General features: G+C 70.4%; 12 protein-coding genes. 7 read left to right on the top strand and 5 right to left on the bottom strand.

Annotated elements, in window-relative coordinates:
- Nucleotides 1-27: 27 nt before the first annotated feature.
- The 3 genes from D7V88_RS07570 to D7V88_RS07560 all read right to left on the bottom strand — a co-directional run bounded on the left by D7V88_RS07570 (nt 28) and on the right by D7V88_RS07560 (nt 5,714).
- On the bottom strand, nt 28-1,446 hold the full coding sequence (locus D7V88_RS07570; RefSeq protein WP_120539930.1) for a hypothetical protein: 1,419 nt from the start codon (nt 1,444-1,446) through the stop codon (nt 28-30).
- 163 nt (nt 1,447-1,609) lie between these two features.
- A complete protein-coding gene (locus D7V88_RS07565) occupies nt 1,610-2,584 on the bottom strand; it encodes an NADP-dependent oxidoreductase (RefSeq protein ID WP_208726166.1) in 975 nt (324 codons plus the stop codon).
- 112 nt (nt 2,585-2,696) lie between these two features.
- Complete coding sequence (locus D7V88_RS07560) at nt 2,697-5,714, bottom strand: DEAD/DEAH box helicase (protein ID WP_120539929.1); 3,018 nt, start codon at nt 5,712-5,714, stop codon at nt 2,697-2,699.
- Nucleotides 5,715-6,097: 383 nt separating this feature from the next.
- Between D7V88_RS07560 and D7V88_RS07555 the strand changes: the two genes are divergently transcribed.
- The 6 genes from D7V88_RS07555 (at nt 6,098) to D7V88_RS07530 (ending at nt 12,459) form a co-directional block, all read left to right on the top strand.
- Nucleotides 6,098-7,483 (top strand): di-heme oxidoreductase family protein, encoded by a 1,386-nt coding sequence (locus D7V88_RS07555; protein ID WP_120539928.1) that lies wholly within the window; start codon nt 6,098-6,100, stop codon nt 7,481-7,483.
- Nucleotides 7,484-7,621: 138 nt separating this feature from the next.
- The gene (locus D7V88_RS07550) at nt 7,622-9,070 is read left to right on the top strand and encodes a UbiA family prenyltransferase (protein ID WP_120539941.1); all 1,449 of its coding nucleotides are present in this window, start codon (nt 7,622-7,624) and stop codon (nt 9,068-9,070) included.
- A 13-nt stretch (nt 9,071-9,083) separates the two neighbouring features.
- Entirely contained in the window at nt 9,084-10,475 is a 1,392-nt protein-coding gene (locus D7V88_RS07545) for an FAD-binding oxidoreductase (protein WP_120539927.1), read from the top strand.
- Nucleotides 10,476-10,489: 14 nt separating this feature from the next.
- A complete protein-coding gene (locus tag D7V88_RS07540; RefSeq protein WP_120539926.1) occupies nt 10,490-11,227 on the top strand; it encodes an SDR family oxidoreductase in 738 nt (245 codons plus the stop codon).
- 186 nt (nt 11,228-11,413) lie between these two features.
- A complete protein-coding gene (locus tag D7V88_RS07535) occupies nt 11,414-11,929 on the top strand; it encodes a redoxin domain-containing protein (RefSeq protein ID WP_120539925.1) in 516 nt (171 codons plus the stop codon).
- Complete coding sequence (locus tag D7V88_RS07530; protein ID WP_120539924.1) at nt 11,926-12,459, top strand: DsbA family protein; 534 nt, start codon at nt 11,926-11,928, stop codon at nt 12,457-12,459. The genes D7V88_RS07535 and D7V88_RS07530 overlap by 4 nt, the downstream gene beginning before the upstream one ends.
- A gap of 11 nt (nt 12,460-12,470) precedes the next feature.
- On the opposite strand, the gene D7V88_RS07525 is transcribed toward D7V88_RS07530, so the two are convergent.
- Entirely contained in the window at nt 12,471-13,304 is an 834-nt protein-coding gene (locus D7V88_RS07525; RefSeq protein WP_120539923.1) for a mechanosensitive ion channel family protein, read from the bottom strand.
- A gap of 239 nt (nt 13,305-13,543) precedes the next feature.
- Here D7V88_RS07525 and D7V88_RS07520 point away from each other — a divergent pair, with 239 nt between their 5' ends.
- Nucleotides 13,544-14,707 carry an alpha/beta hydrolase gene (locus D7V88_RS07520; protein WP_120539922.1) on the top strand — a complete coding sequence of 388 codons (1,164 nt, stop codon included), beginning with the start codon at nt 13,544-13,546 and terminating at the stop codon, nt 14,705-14,707.
- A gap of 4 nt (nt 14,708-14,711) precedes the next feature.
- Here the strand turns inward: D7V88_RS07520 and D7V88_RS07515 are convergent.
- Nucleotides 14,712-15,267, bottom strand: a 556-nt coding sequence (locus D7V88_RS07515; RefSeq protein WP_341870660.1) for a hypothetical protein, incomplete at its 5' end; no start/stop codon positions are given.

The following is a 15,267-nucleotide window of genomic DNA, read 5'->3' as shown; positions in this document are numbered from 1 at the left end:
ACACTCCGCCGGGCCCTGCCCACCGGACTACGGCTTCATCACCCCGGAGTCCTTCAGGAACGCCACCATGTCACGGGCCTTGTCATTGCCCTTGGCCTCCAGGTCCCGCAGTTGCTGCCCCAGCTTCGACGTGTACGCCTCCACGAGCGAACGTCGCAGCGCCTCCTGGTCGAAGCCCCAGTTCTCCAGCGCCTTGGGCAGGAACTGCGACGCCCTCGGGTCCTTCAGGCGCACCAGCGCCGCGGTGGCGGCCGCCATGGAGTCCGGGCAACGCTGCGCAATCCCATACGCGGTCTCCGCCGCCTGCTTCGTTCCCAGATAGCCCAGCAGTGACAGCTCGTTCTCGCCAATCTTGCTGCGGCAGAACATCATCCGGTCGAGGGCGGCCTTGGCGTCCGGGTTTCCCTGACGCAGGGCTGCCTCCAATTCATCCCGGCTGTGGAAACCCCGGTCTTCCTTCCAGGTCACCTTCGTCGACACGGTGTGGCCGGCGTTCACCAGCTCCGCCGCCAGGTGGTTGCGCCTGATTTCTGCGTAGTGCTTCAGGTCGCGCGCCGCCCGTTCGCCCGCGGCCTTCCTCAGGTCCTGACCCTTGCGCAGGTGCGTGGCCAGGGGCATCACCAAATCCTCGAGGTACGTTCCTCGCGCGGCCACCGCGTCGTAGGCCGCCAGGGCGCACGCGGGGCTCAGGGAGACCTTCTCGCCGTTCGCGCGTTTCGCGTCCAACTCGAACGAATCGTTGGAGGAGGACCAGCCTCCGGCCGTGGCCATCCCCCCGGCCAGCTCGTCCACCAGCGTCTGCGCCAGTTCGGCGGGCTCCACGCACCGCAAGGGTTCCCGAACGTCCTCGGCCAGCTCGGCCAGGTGCTTCTCCTCGATGCGCATCGCATCGAGCGAGGGATCGCCCCGGCGCTCCGCCGAGCGGACGAAGCAGGTCGCCGCCGCGCTCGCCCACAGGCGCAACTCCGCGTCCGGTTCCTTTCGCATCGCCGCCAGGGCTTGCGCCTGGGCTTCGGGAATCCGTGCCGTGGAGAGCAGCGCCAGGGCCCGCTCGAAGGGCTCCACGGACGTCTGGGCCCGCCTGCGCAGCGCTTCATCCTTCATCAACAGACGTCCCGCGAGCTCCGCGGCCCTGCCAGGAAGTTTGGGCCCGTTGTTGGAGGAGCGCATCCCCGAAATGATCCGGAATTGGGGCGAACCCATACAGAAGGGCACCGGGCCCGCGGCGGACACCGCCTGATCCCTGCCTCCTACCCGGGCCAGCTTCGTCAGGATGTCATACGCGGCGGTGCCTCCCTGGAGCAGCTTGGACTCCGCGTCCGCGAGCACCGCAGGAGGCGAACCGTCCAATGCGAAGGCGGCCTTCCACAACGTGGCTTCATCCGGTGCGGGCGTCGGCGCTCCCGCGAGCGCGAGCGCCGTGAAGAGGGCGGGCAGGTGCAGCATGGTTCACCTTGGGGTTGAGAGCAGGGTGAACCAGTTTCGCCTGGATTGAGGTGACCCGCCTACTCCTGGCGCTTCGCGGGGCGCTCACGCTCCGTGCGCAGGTGAACGGCCGCCCCCGGCGTCGGCCTCGTGGGGCCGTGCACCGGGGGCGTGGAACGCTGTGTCATTGGATTCGCAGCGCGTACTTGCCCAGGTGGTGCTTGAGCACCTCCTGCTGGGCCTTGGCGGCCTCCTCCATCGCGTACATGCGCCCGATCTCCAGATGGAAGGGGCCCGCTTCGATGAGCTGGTTCATCTTCTTCAAGAGCTCCGGGCTGGGGATGCCGTCGTAGGCGGAGGCCTCGACCCCCTCGGGGGATTTCGGGGCGGGCTCCACGCCGTTCGGCCAGGCGATGCGCCCGCCCTTGCGGACGTGCTGGAGGACCGCCTCGGCGGTGTCTCCCGGTGCCAGGACCAGCGCCGCGTCGAGCCCGTCCGGGGCGAACTCGCGGCAGGCCGCGGCCACGTCGCCCTTTCGGCCGTCAACGACGGCTTCCGCGCCGAGCCGCCGGGCCAGCTCCACCCCGTCCTCCCCCGACGCGACCGCCAGCACCTTCACTCCCAGCCTCCGCGCGAACTGCAACGCGAGGTGCCCGATGCCGCCGCTGGCGCCGAAGATGAGCAGGCGTTGGCCGGATTTGATCTGGAGAAGCTCCTCCAGGCCCCGGAGCGCGGTGATGCCATCCGCCCCGAGCGCCGCCGCCTGTTCCACCTTCAGTCCCTTGGGGATCCGCGCGGCCTGGCTGGCCTTCACGGCGGTGTACTGCGCGTAGAAGCCTCCCTTGGGGCTTCCGAGCGCGAAGCCGAAGACGCGGTCTCCGACCTTGAGGTCCTTCACGGCCTTGCCTGCCGCGACCACCTCTCCGGCGCCGTCGGTGCCGGGCACGTAGGGGAATTTCGGCTCGCCTCCCATCAGCTCCACCATCTGGCCTTCACGCTCCATGAAGTCCCAGGCGCCAATCCCTGCGGCCTCGACGCGGATGAGGACTTCGTCGTCGCCGCAGGTGGGAACGGGCACGGTCTTGATGCCGAGGACCTCGGGGCCGCCGAAGCGGTCGAGCGCCGCGGCCTTCATCTTTTCGGGAATGGACGTAGGCATGCTGTGACTCCTTCTCGGGAAAGTCCGACTCCCCGAGACGGTGCGCACTTGCCATGGGGCGGTCAGGGACCGTCCCTTCAGGTCCCACTCCCGTCAGTGGGAGGGCAGGCGTTCAGGCCAGCAACTGCATGAGGTCCGCGCGCGTGAGCGCGGCGCCGCCTCCGGTGGAGCCTCCGAGCGCGGCTTCGAAGAGGGCCCGCTTCTTGTCCTGGAGGAGCAGGATCTTCTCCTCCACCGTGCCCTGGGACACCATCCGGTACACCATCACCGGGCGCTGCTGGCCAATGCGGTGCGCCCGGTCCGCTGCCTGGGCTTCCACGGAAGGGTTCCACCAGGGATCCACCAGGAAGACGTGGTCCGCCGCCGTCAGGTTGAGCCCCGTCGCTCCCGCCTTCAGCGAGATGAGCATGACGGGGGCTCCCTTTTCCTCCTGGAAGGAGCTGGCCACCGCGCCCCGGTTCGCCGTGCTGCCATCCAGGCGGATGAACCCGATGTCCGCTTCCTTCAGCGCGGGTTCGATGAGGTCCAGCATGGAGGTCCACTGCGAGAACACGAGCGCCTTGTGCCCGTCCGCCACCGCCGTGCCGAGCGCCTCCACCAGCGCCTGCACCTTCGAGGACGTCCTCGCCTGCTGTCCTGGCACCAGCGCGGGATGGCAGGCCGCCTGCCGCAGCCGGAGCAGGGCCTCCAGCGCCTTCATCACGCTGCCGCCTTCCTCCAACTGGGACACCACTTCCTCGCGCGTCGCGGCGTGGACCGCGTCGTAGACGGCGCGCTCCTGCTCGGTGAGGGTGACGTGGCGGACGGCTTCGGTGCGGGGCGGCAGTTCGGGCGCGACATCGCGCTTGAGCCTGCGCAGCACGAAGGGCCGGATGCGCGCGCGGAGCTGTTCGGCGGCGCCCTTCTGGTTGTCCGACACCGGCCGGGCCCAGCGCTCGTCGAACGCCTTGCGTCCGCCCAGGAGCCCCCGGTTGGTGAAGTGCATCAGGCTCCACAGCTCCTCGAGCCGGTTCTCGATGGGGGTGCCGCTGAGCGCCACGCGGAAGTTCGCGTCCAGTTCGTAGGCCGCGCGCGCGACCTGGCTGTCCGGGTTCTTGATGGCCTGGGCCTCGTCCAGCACCACCGTGTCCCACGTCTTCGCGCCGAGCACCGCCGCGTCCAGGCGCAAGAGCGCGTACGTGGTGAGCGTCACGTCGGCCGTCTCATCCAGGGCGCGGTTCACGCCGTGGTAGACGGACACCTTCAACCCCGGGCGGAAGCGCTTCACCTCCGCCTCCCAGTTGGGCAGCACGCTCGTGGGCGCCACGACGAGCGTTCCGGGGCCCAGCGTGCAGATGGTCTGGAGCGTCTTGCCCAGGCCCATGTCGTCCGCGAGCACGCCGCCGAGTCCCGCCTGTCGCAGGAAGGTGAGCCAGCTCACGCCCTGCAACTGGTATGGGCGCAGCGTCGCGGTGAGGTCCTTCGGGAGGCGGGGCTCGGGGAGCTTCTCGAAGCCCTGCACCAGCGGCGCCAGTCGCTCCAGTCCCGGCGGGGCAGGGTGCTCCAGCGCGTCGCACAGCCCGGTGAGCTGGGGGATGGCGTGGTTGGCGATGCGCCCGTCCGTCTCGCGCGCGGCCAGCAGGTCCGTGACGCGCTGGCCGTGTGCTTTCAGCCAGCCGGTGGGCAGCGGCGCCCAGCCTCCGCCCTCCAGCGGCACCAGCCCCAGGCCTTCTTCCCAGGCGCGCATCACGGAGGCGGCATCCACCGAGCGCGTCACGCCGGGCCCCAGGCCCTCCACCTGGAAGTCGAGCGCGAAGCCCACGCGCGGCACTCCGTCCGGGGTGGTGGTCGTGTCCAGCGTGAGGGTGGGCCGCAGCTTCACGTCGGGGCTGACCACGCCCGCCGCGTCGCCCGTGAGACCGCCGCGCCAGCGCCGCAGCTTGTCCGCGAGCTGAACTGCTTCCTTGCCGTGCACCATCACGCGCCGGCCCGGCGCCATGTTCAGCTCGTCGCGGAGCTGGTGGATGAGCTTCGTTTCGGTGGGCTCGTCGCGCACGGGCGCGGCGCCCTGGAGGTACACCATGCGCCCGTTGTCGATGCGCGCCGTGGGCGGTGAGCCGTAGACCAGCGTGGGCAGCACGGAGAGCCCGGCGTCGAGCTTGTCGAGCTCCAGCGAGATGCGCGGCTTGAGCGTCCGGTCGATGGGCGGCAGCCGCCGGCTCTTCACGTCCACCGGCATGCGCCGCGCGAAGTCCGGAAGCACCTTGCCGGTCAGGTCCGCCAACTGCTCGGCGGAGAAGACGCGCTCCTGGGGAAGGTTCTCCAGCCTCGCGCCGGTGAGGGTCTGTTCACCCAGACGGCAGAGCATGCCGGCGCTCAGCGCGACGCCGGGGCTGACCAGTTCGGTGATGCGCGGATCCCGCTCCACCTTGAGCACCGTCTGCTCGCCGCGGTCCTCGACGGTGACGCGGGGCAGGAGCGGCTCGTTGGAGACGGACACCAGCGCGCCGTCGAAGAGGACGGTGCGCGCCTTCTCCAGCACGTGCAGCAGCGCGTCGAGCCGGCTCGTCGGGAGCGCGCCCTTCGTGGGCTGCGCGAGGAGCTTGTCCGCGAGCAGGTCGCAGGGGTCCACCTGGATGCGCGCGGCTTCCACGGGGTTGTTCAGGAGCGACGTCAGGCTGCGGGCCAAGAGGCGCGCGGTGTTGTCCGGACGGACCACCAGCCGTTCCAACTGGAGGCCGCCGTCCACGCGCTTGAAGCGGTACACCATGCGCTCGGGCTTCGGCGTGGTGCCGGGACGCGCGGCGGCGGGCGCGGTGCCGGGACGCGCGGCGGTGGGCGCGGTGCCGGGACGGGCAGGGGGCGGGACGCGGCGGCCTTCGGCCTGGTGGAGGAAGAACGCGGCCGCGACCACGTGCTCGCAGGGGTCGTGCTTGCCGCGACAGTCGCACTCCCAGATTTCGTCCTCCGGGTAGAGCACGGACTTCACGGGCGCTGGACGCCCCGGGACGCGCACGCGCACCACGGTCTCTTCTTCGCCGACGGAGAGCACCGACACCGCGCCCGCGCGAGCGAGCGCCATGCCGGCGGACCAGGTGTCCGGGCGGGATTCTTCCCGGAGGGAATCGAGCAGTTCCGCGAGCGCCGACATACGAGGACCCCGTCCCTAGCCCCCCGTGAACCGGCGCGCAACAGCACAACCCGGTCCAGGGCACCCACACTTGGAGTCCCCGTGTAGGCCTCCCTCGGTCTGGGGCCGGCGGAGGCATCGAGCGTGCAACTCCGTGTGTCCAGGTGGCGCTCCGCCTCGCAAGGTGGATCCAGCTCGGGGTGTCACCGCAATCACACGCACGGATATGCCTTTGTCCTGGCGGGATGGAGGCCGCTGTGACGGGGGCTGATACAACCCCGGTCCCCTTTGTAACCTCTCGCGCTACAGCGGCCGGAACCACCGTGTCACATCCCGTCTCATCGCCGAGTCGGGGCACGATGGCTGGGGGCATGGCGTGAGAGGTGCAATACTTCCAGTTACCGATGCGTGTGCCCTGGTCCATTGTTGGCGTCTCCGCTGGCGCTCTTCTCGTCGGCGCCGCATGGGCCACCGTGGTCCGCCGCCCCGTCCCCCTGGTCCTGGGGCCTCTGCCCGCCATCGTCCTTCCGTCCGTGGAGCAGTCCGGTGGAGCCACCACCGTGGCGGATCCGGGCCGCAACGCCTTCGGGCGCTCGCCCATGAACATGCCGCACTCGCGCTGGCCGGACTTCCACGCTGGCAAGGGCGTGTTCGACCGTGACTGGAGCGAGGCTCGCGGTGGGAAGCCTGTCGCCGTGGGCCCGCTGTTCAGTGCGCCCTCCTGCATGACCTGCCACGTGAAGGACGGCCGAGGCCAGCCCCCCGCCACCCCTTCCGAAGTCCCCGTCTCGCTGGCGTTCCAGTTGAGCGCGCCCGATGGCACCGGTCCGCACCCGCTGTACGGCGCCCAGCTCGATGCTCGCGCCGTGGACGGACGCGCCCCCGAAGGCCACGTGCGCGTCGACTTCGAAGCGACGCGCGGCACGTTCGCGTCCGGCGAGACGTACTCCCTCGTGCGGCCCCGCTACCAGTTCCAGGGCCTCGTGCACGGCCCCCTGGGCGACGGCGCCCGGTTCTCCGCGCGCGTGTCCCCCGTCAACTTCGGCCTGGGCTTGCTGGAAGCCCTTCCCGAAGCAGCGTTGCTCGCCCGAGCCGACCCCGACGACCGGGACGGCGATGGCATCTCCGGCCGCGCCAACCAGGTGCTGGACCTGGAGACCGGAACCCCCCGCCTGGGCCGCTTCGGGTGGAAGGCCAACCAGCCCACGCTGCGCCAGCAGGTGGCGCACGCGCTCGTCGCGGACATGGGGGTCACCACGTCCCTCTATCCCCAGGAGCAGGGCCGCGAGGTCCCCGGCGAGCCCGAGGTGTCCGCGGACGACCTGGACCTGTTGATGCTCTACATGCGCCTCTTGGCCGTGCCGAAGCGGCGCGACTGGGACACCCCCGAGGTGCAACGCGGCCATGCCGTGTTCCGCGCTGTCGGGTGCGCGGCCTGCCACGTCGACACGCCCCAGGAGACGGAAGCCGTGGAGGGCTTCGACGAGGTGTCCCGTCAGGTCATCTACCCCTACACGGACCTGCTGCTGCACGACATGGGCGAGGACCTGGCGGACGGACGCCCGGACGGGCTCGCCACCGGCAGCGAATGGCGCACCCCTCCGCTGTGGGGCATTGGCCTGGTGGAGGTCGTGAACAAGCACACGCGCTTCCTCCATGACGGCCGGGCCCGCAACCTGGAGGAGGCCGTACTCTGGCACGGCGGCGAGGCGGCCCCGGCCCAGGACCGCTACGTACGGCTGCCCCCCGAGGACCGGGCCGCGCTGCTTGCCTTCCTGAAGTCGCTCTAGCGTTGAAGGAAGGCCAGCCCCCGGTCCCCCGTCCGACCGGCGGCCAGGAAGCCCGTCGTCTGGAAGGGACTTCCGGCCCCTCCCAGGTACGGAACGGTGGACGCCCCGGGTCCTTGGGCTACCCTGCGTTCCCCCTTCATGCAGCCTCACGCTCCCATCCCCGATGATGCCCCCGACGTCCCGCTCGCGGTCGACCTGGACGGGACGCTGGTGCGCACGGACACGCTGCACGAGAACCTGCTCGTGCTCTTCAAGCACGCGCCGTGGCTGCTGCTGCTGGCGCCACTCTGGATGCTCCGGGGCAAGGCCTTCTTCAAGGCGGAGGTCGCCCGCCGCGCGCGGCTGGACGTCACGTCACTGCCCTACAACGAGGCCGTGCTGGTCTTCCTTCGCGAGGAGCACGCCCGGGGCCGGCGGCTCGTCCTGGCCACGGCGGCGGACCGGCGCATCGCTGATGCCGTGGCGGCCCACCTGGGCCTGTTCAGTGGCGTGTTCGCCAGCGAAGACGGGGTGAACCTTTCCGGTGCACGCAAACTCGCGCGCCTTCGCGAAGCGCTGGGCACGTTCGACTACGCGGGCAACGACACCGTGGACCTGCCGCTGTGGCGTGAGTCCCGGCGGGTCGTGGTGGTGCATGCCACGGCCGGGGTGCTGCGTCAGGCCCAGGCCCTGGGCCCGCCCGTGCACCGCGTCTTCGAGGCGCCGCCCACGGGTTGGCGCGTCTGGGTCCGGGCGCTGCGCGTTCACCAGTGGGCGAAGAACGCGCTCGTCTTCGTGCCGCTCTTGGCCGCGCACAAGGCGACCCAGGGGGACATGGCGCCTCGCGCGGTGCTCGCCTTCGTGGCCTTCAGCCTCTGCGCTTCCAGCGTGTATGTGATCAACGACCTGCTGGACCTGGCGTCGGACCGGCGGCACCCCACCAAGTCCCGGCGCCCCTTCGCCTCCGGCGACCTTCCGGTGCGGGCGGGCGTGGTGCTGGCGCCGGTGCTGCTGGGACTCGCCGTGGTGGTGGCCCTGGGCACGCTGCCCCTGTCGTTCGCCGCGCTCCTGGGCGTGTACTCGGTGCTGACGCTGGCGTACTCGCTGCGGCTCAAGCAGGTGGTGATGCTGGATGTGCTGGTGCTGGCGGGCCTGTACACCGTGCGCATCTTCGGCGGCGCGCTGGCGGTGGGCGTGCCCACGTCGAGCTGGCTGTTGATGTTCAGCACCTTCCTCTTCCTGTCCCTGGCCCTGCTCAAGCGCCTGAGCGAGGTGCGGCGTCTGCGCCAGTCCAACGAGGTGTCCGCCCACGGACGCGGCTACCTGGCGCAGGACTACGAATTGCTCGCGAGCCTGGGCACGGCGGCGGGGCAGGTGTCCGTGCTGGTGCTGGCCCTCTACATCACCAGCAAGGAAGTCACCGCGCTGTATGGCCATCCGGAGCGGCTGTGGCTGCTCTGCCCGGTGATGCTGTACTGGGTGGGCCGCATCTGGGTGCTGGCCCACCGGGGACTCGTGAACGAGGACCCACTCATCTTCGCGCTGCGTGACCGGGTCAGCTACGTCGTGGGACTCGTCGCGGCGCTGGTGCTGTGGGTGGCGACGTGACAGGAGCCTCGCGATGAGCCCGGCGGAATCCTGGGGGCGCTACCCCCACGTGGAACAGCACACGCGTTCGCTCGTGTGGCGCTCGGATGCGCTGCCTCACGGGGAGGGCACGCTGCTGCCTCGCGGCCTGGGCCGCAGCTACGGAGACTCGTGTCTCAACGCCGGGGGCACGCTGCTGCTCACCCACGGGTTGGACCGCCTCATCGACTTCGACCCCTCGACGGGCGTGGTGCGCTGCGAGGCGGGCGTGTCGCTGGATACGCTCCTGCGGCTGTGCGTGCCCCGGGGCTGGTTCCTGCCGGTGACGCCGGGCACGAAGTTCGTGACGGTGGGCGGCGCCATCGCCAATGACGTGCACGGCAAGAACCACCACCGCTCCGGGACCTTCGGCCGGCACGTGAGGCGGTTCGAACTGCTGCGCTCGGATGGCAGCCGGCGGCTGTGCGCTCCCGACGAGAACCCGGACTGGTTCGGCGCGACGGTGGGGGGCCTGGGTCTCACGGGGCTCGTCACCTGGGCGGAGGTGCAGATGGTGCCCATCCGCAACCCCTTCATGGTCCAGGAGACGGTGCCCTTCGAGAACCTGGACGGCTTCTTCCGCGTGTCGCGCGAATCCGAGGCCGACCACGACTTCACCGTGGCGTGGGTGGACTGTCTGGCGCGCGGCCGGAAGCTGGGGCGCGGCCTGTTCTACCGGGGCAACTTCGCGCCGACGCAGTTCGAACGGCTGCCCCTGGCCAAGAGCCACCTGTCGCACGGCGCCGGACTCGCGGTGCCCGTGGACCTGCCGGCCTTCTGTCTCAACCGGCTGTCGGTGGCCGCCTTCAACCTGCTGTACTACCACCGCCAGCGCGGACGCCCGTCCCAGCAACTGATCCACTACGATCCGTTCTTCTACCCGCTCGACGCCGTGCACGGGTGGAACCGCATCTATGGCCGCCGGGGCTTCCTCCAGTTCCAGTGCGTGGTGCCCCACGCCACCGCGCGCGACGCGGTGAAGGAGCTGCTGGAGCGCAGCGCCCGGGGTGGGCTGCCCAGCTTCCTGTCCGTGCTCAAGACGTTCGGCGACCTGCCGTCTCCCGGCTGGCTGTCCTTCCCGCGCCCCGGCATCACGCTGGCCCTGGACTTCGCCAACCGGGGCGAGAAGACCTGGCGGCTGGTGGAGGCGTTGGACCGGGTGACGCGTGAAGCGGGCGGCGCGGTGTATCCGGCCAAGGACGCGCGCATGAGCCCGGAGAGCTTCGCGGCGTACTTCCCCCAGCGTGAGCGGTTCGCGCCGTATGTCGACCCGGCCTTCTCGTCCTCCTTCTGGCGCCGGGTGAATCCGGTGTCGCTGCCCCTGCCTTCGCTGGAGGGACGCGGCGACAGCGCTGCCTCTCCGGTGTCACTGCTCGCCCTTCGCTGACAGGCTCCGTCCCCATGAAGAAAGTCATCGTCCTCGGCGCCACGAGCGCCATCGCCCAGGCCACGGTGCGGCTGCTCGCCGCGCGCGGAGCGTCGCTGTATCTGGTGGGCCGCAACGCCGCGAACCTGGAGGCGGTGGCGAAGGATGCGTCCACGCGCGGCGCGCCGAAGGTGGAGTTCCGTGCGTTGGACCTGAACGACTGCGAAGCGCACGGAAGCCTCGTGGAGCGCGCGTGGCAGGCCCTGGGCGGCCTGGACGGGGCGGTGCTTGCGCATGGCGTGCTGGGCGACCAGGAGGAGAGCCAGCGCTCGTGGGCGGCGGCGGAGGTGGTGCTGCGCACGAACTTCCTCTCCGCCGCGTCGCTGCTGACGGAGCTGGCCAACCGCTTCGAGGCGCAGAAGGCGGGCACGCTGGTGGTGATTTCGTCCGTGGCGGGCGACCGTGGCCGTCAGAGCAACTACGTGTACGGCGCGTCCAAGGGCGCGCTGACCGTGTTCCTCCAGGGCCTGCGCAACCGGCTGGCGAAGTCCGGCGTGGCGGTGGTGACGGTGAAGCCCGGCTTCGTGGACACACCGATGACGGCGCACGTGCCGAAGAACAAGCTCTTCGCCTCGCCGGAGCAGGTGGCGCGCGGCCTCTTGAAGGCTGCGGACGGGCGCAAGAACGAGGTCTACGTGCCCGGCTTCTGGGCGCTCATCATGCTCATCATCCGCAGCATCCCGGAGCCGGTGTTCAAGCGGCTGAAGCTCTAGGCTCCAGCCGGTGGTTCACACCCGGGCGGTAGCGCGAGCCCCTTCCGGGTCGCCTGCTGTAAGGCATGGGGCTGCTGAGTGCTGGCGGCTGGCTGCTGTCAGAGCCACGGGTCGAGCCCTGGATGCGGCATGGGTTGGCGGAGGCCGGACGGCCCTCCCAGATTCACCGCAGCGAGGACTTCTTCCATGGCCACTGCCACGCCGTCCCTGTCCCTCCCGCTGCCTTCCGGTACCCGGGCCCCCTCATTCCAGCTCGCCGCCACCCCCGAGCAGTCGGTGTCGTTGGCGTCCTGCGCGGGGTCTCCCGTGGTGCTCGTCTTCTACCCCGCGGACTTCAGCCCGGTGTGCAGCGATGAGCTGGCCCTCTTCAACGAGGTGCTCCCGGAGCTCCAGCGTCACGGTGCGCGGGTGTTCGGCGTGTCGGTGGACAGCGTCTGGTGCCACCTGGCGTTCGCCCGGGAGCGAAAGCTGCGCTTCCCCCTGCTCGCGGACTTCCATCCCAAGGGGGAGATGTCCCAGCGCTATCACGCGTGGCGCGAAGGGGAGGGTGTCTCCGAGCGCGCCCTGTACGTGCTGGACGGCGGCGGGGTGATTGCCTGGAGTGACGTTTCGCGCCCGGAGGTGAACCCCGGCGTGGACGGCGTGCTGGAGGCGCTGGAGAAGCTGTCCGCCGGGGCCTCGTCGCGGGAGGCGCGGTCATGAGCCGGCTGCACAGACCGACCGGGCAGGAGGATCATTTTCAGGGGAGCCGCGACGCGCCCCTCCTCCTGGTGGAGTTCGGCGACTACCAGTGCCCGTACTGCGGAAGGGCATATGGGGAGGTGAAGCGGTTGCAGGAGGCGTTGGGGGACCGCATGGCGCTCGTGTTCCGCAACTTCCCGCTGACGCAGGCGCACCCGCTGGCGCTCCAGGCCGCGGAAGCCGCCGAGGCCGCGGGCGCACAAGGCCGCTTCTGGGAGATGCACGACCTGCTCTTCGAGAACCAGGACGCGTTGGAGTTGCCCGTGCTGCTGTCCCACGCGGAAGGGCTGGAGCTGGACGTGGACCGCTTCCGCAAGGACCTGGCGTCGCACCGGTACGAGGAGCGCATCCGGCGCGACTTCATGGACGGTGTGCGCAGCGGCGTGAACGGGACGCCCACCTTCTTCATCAACGGGCACCGGCACGACGGTGACTTCAGCACCGCGTCTCTGTTGGCGGCGATGACGGGAGGCCTGGGCGCCTCCCGCTGACCGCCGGGACTTCAGCCGGCCTTCGCTTCCCGCGGAGGCTCGGCCAGGGCCGGGGCGGGGAAGGAGGCGCCGTAGTTGGCGAGCTGGAGGATCTCCACGATGGCCTCGCCCACGTTGGCCTGCGTGTCGTTGAACTCGGTGGGCTTGCAGAAGATGCACACCGCCAGCACGGGACCGTGGACGGTGAACTCGCCCACCTCCACCTGGGGCGCGGGCTTCGCCTGGACGCCGGTCACGCTGGCCATGCGATCCGTCAGGGCCCGCATCAGCGTCCGCGCGTCCGCGCTGTGCACCAGCGGCACCTTGACCGTCATCTTGCGGTGCGGGTGGTGGCTGTAGTTGATGATGTTGTCGCTGAACATCTGGTTGTTGCCCACGGAGATGCGCACGTTGTCGGACGTGTCGATCGTGGTCACGAACAGGCCAATCTCCTGCACGATGCCCGTCACGCCGCCGGCGCAGATCTCCTCGCCCACGCGGAAGGGACGCAGCACGAGCAGGAAGACGCCCGCGGCGAAGTTGGCGAGCAGGCCGGACCACGCGGCGCCGATGGCGATACCCGCGGCGGCGATCAACGCGGCGAAGGACGTGGTCTCCACGCCCATCACGCCCAGGATGCCGATGACCAGCATCATGGTGAGGGCGCCGGTGAAGAGCGACCCGATGTAGCGGATCAGCGTGGCGTCCAACTGCCGCCGCTGCAGGGCCATGTCCAGCACCTTGCGGAATCCGCCAATGACCGTGCGGCCGACGAACCAGACCAGCAGCGCGACGATCACCTTGATGAGGAGCGGCAGCGCCTCCGTCAGGGCCAGCGCCTTCAACTGTGCGACAATGGCATCCATTTCCCGTGAACTCCCTCGACCCGGGGCGGGCCGCTCTTCTGTCGCCTTTTGCACTCGGCAGGCCAGGACGCGCAAGGGGCCCACCAGGGCGGAAGAGTGTGGGTTGGAGGGCAATCCTGACCTCCTGGACGTGTCAGCGGCGACCTGACACGCACAGGGGTTCGCGCTGACGTGTCATGCGCTCCGGCGTTGCAGCCGGTCCTTGCGTGCGGCGCGGTGCTGAGCGAGACCGTGGGCCCATGCGCCTGTTTTCACTCCCGGTCCTGATGTTGTTGAGCGCCTGCACCGCCTCCCGCGTCGCGGTGCCCCCGCCCACCGGTGAGGAGGTGACGGTCTTCATCCACGGCTACCGGGGCTCGTTCCTCACCTCGTCGGATGCGGAGCGCGAGCGGGCCTGGGTGTCGGTGGGGGACGTGCTGTCGCGCGGTGAGCGCTCGCTGGCGCTGCCGTTTCCCGGCCAGCGGCCCGCTCCCCGCTTCGGCGCCCTGGAGTCGGATGGGCCGGTGACGCGCTTCACGGTGCTGCCGTGGGTGGCGAAGTACGACGTCTACAAGGGCTTCCTGGAGTTCGGGCGCGACCACCTGCCGGGCTTCGTCGTCTTCGACTACGACTGGCGCCAGGACAACCGGGAGACGGCGAAGCGGCTGTGCGCGCTGTTGGACACGCTGGCGGAGCAGCGCGGGGGCAAGGTGAAGGTGAACATCGTGGCGCACAGCATGGGGGGCCTCATCACCCTGCAGTGCCTGCGCTACGGCATGGGCGACGACACGGGCGAGCCCACGTGGGCGGGCGCGCGGCACGTGAAGCGGGTGGTGTTCCTGGGCACGCCCTTCCGTGGGGCGCCGGGCATGTTCGACGACTTCACGCTGGGCACGCCGGTGGGCAGAAACCACGCGCTCCTGTCACCCGATGCGCTGTTCACCTTCGCGTCCGCCTTCCAGTTGCTCCCCGCCGAAAGCGACTTCTTCGTGGACGCGAGCGGTCAGCCGGTGGCCTTCGATGCGTACGCTCCGGAGGCATGGGTCCAGGGCGGCTGGGGCGTGTTCCAGGACGCGGGGCTGCGCGCGGACCCTGCGTACCGCGAGCAGTTGGAGCGCATGCTGGAGGCGAGGGCGGGCCTGGCCCGGTCGCTGTCGGAGCGGGAGGGGCCGCCGCCGCCGTTCCGCACGCTGGCGGTGGTGGGCGTGGGGCAGCAGCTCATCAAGTCCTTCCGGGTCATCGACGGGAAGCCCACGTTCGAGGACCCCATCATCGCGGCGGGCGACGGCTCCGTGCTGATGACCCGCGCGCTGCCCCCGTCACCCCTGCACGTGGACCGGCTGGAGACGAAGGCCGACCACGTGGGGATGGTGGGTGACGAAGAGGTGCAGGCGGCCGTCGCGCGGTTCCTCACCGGCGACTGAGCCTTCAGTCCCCGGCGACGGCGAGCTGCCAGTCCCCGTCCACGGTGATGCCGACGCGCAGGCCCAGGTAGCTCTTGTCCTTGCGCATCGCCTTGAGCTGGTCGTCGGGGTAGAGGCCCTTGAGCGCGCGCCAGTCCGCGTCGGTGGCGCCCTCGCGGAACGCGGTGGGCCAGTAGATGAGATTGCCCTCCTGGTAGAAGGGCAGGTTGAGGACCTGGACCAGCCGCGACAGCACCGGCTGCGGGGCCTCCGCCCACTCCTCCTGGATGCGCCAGGTGGTGGCCATGTCCTGGTCGGGGTCATAGGAGAAGCGCACGGCCTTGCCCTTCTCGTCGCCCAGCGTCTGGAGCGCCGCGTAGTCGCAGGCCACCGCCGCCGCGATGATGCGCTCGCGCATGGACGCCGCTGGCGCGGGCAGGGGCTTCGCGGTCGGTTTCGGCACGGGGCTCAGCTCGCGCGCGGAACACGTCGCGCTCGCCGTCGTCCCCGCGTCGGCGGTGCTGCCCGCATCGGCCAGGGCCCCGGCGTCGGGCTCTTGCGTGGCGGGCGTGGGAGGGGGC

The sequence above is a fragment of the Corallococcus terminator genome, assembly GCF_003611635.1.
In the GTDB taxonomy this organism is placed as follows: domain Bacteria; phylum Myxococcota; class Myxococcia; order Myxococcales; family Myxococcaceae; genus Corallococcus; species Corallococcus terminator.
The sequence above is the reverse complement of the archived record's forward strand: the minus strand, read 5'-3'. Positions and strand labels throughout refer to the sequence as shown.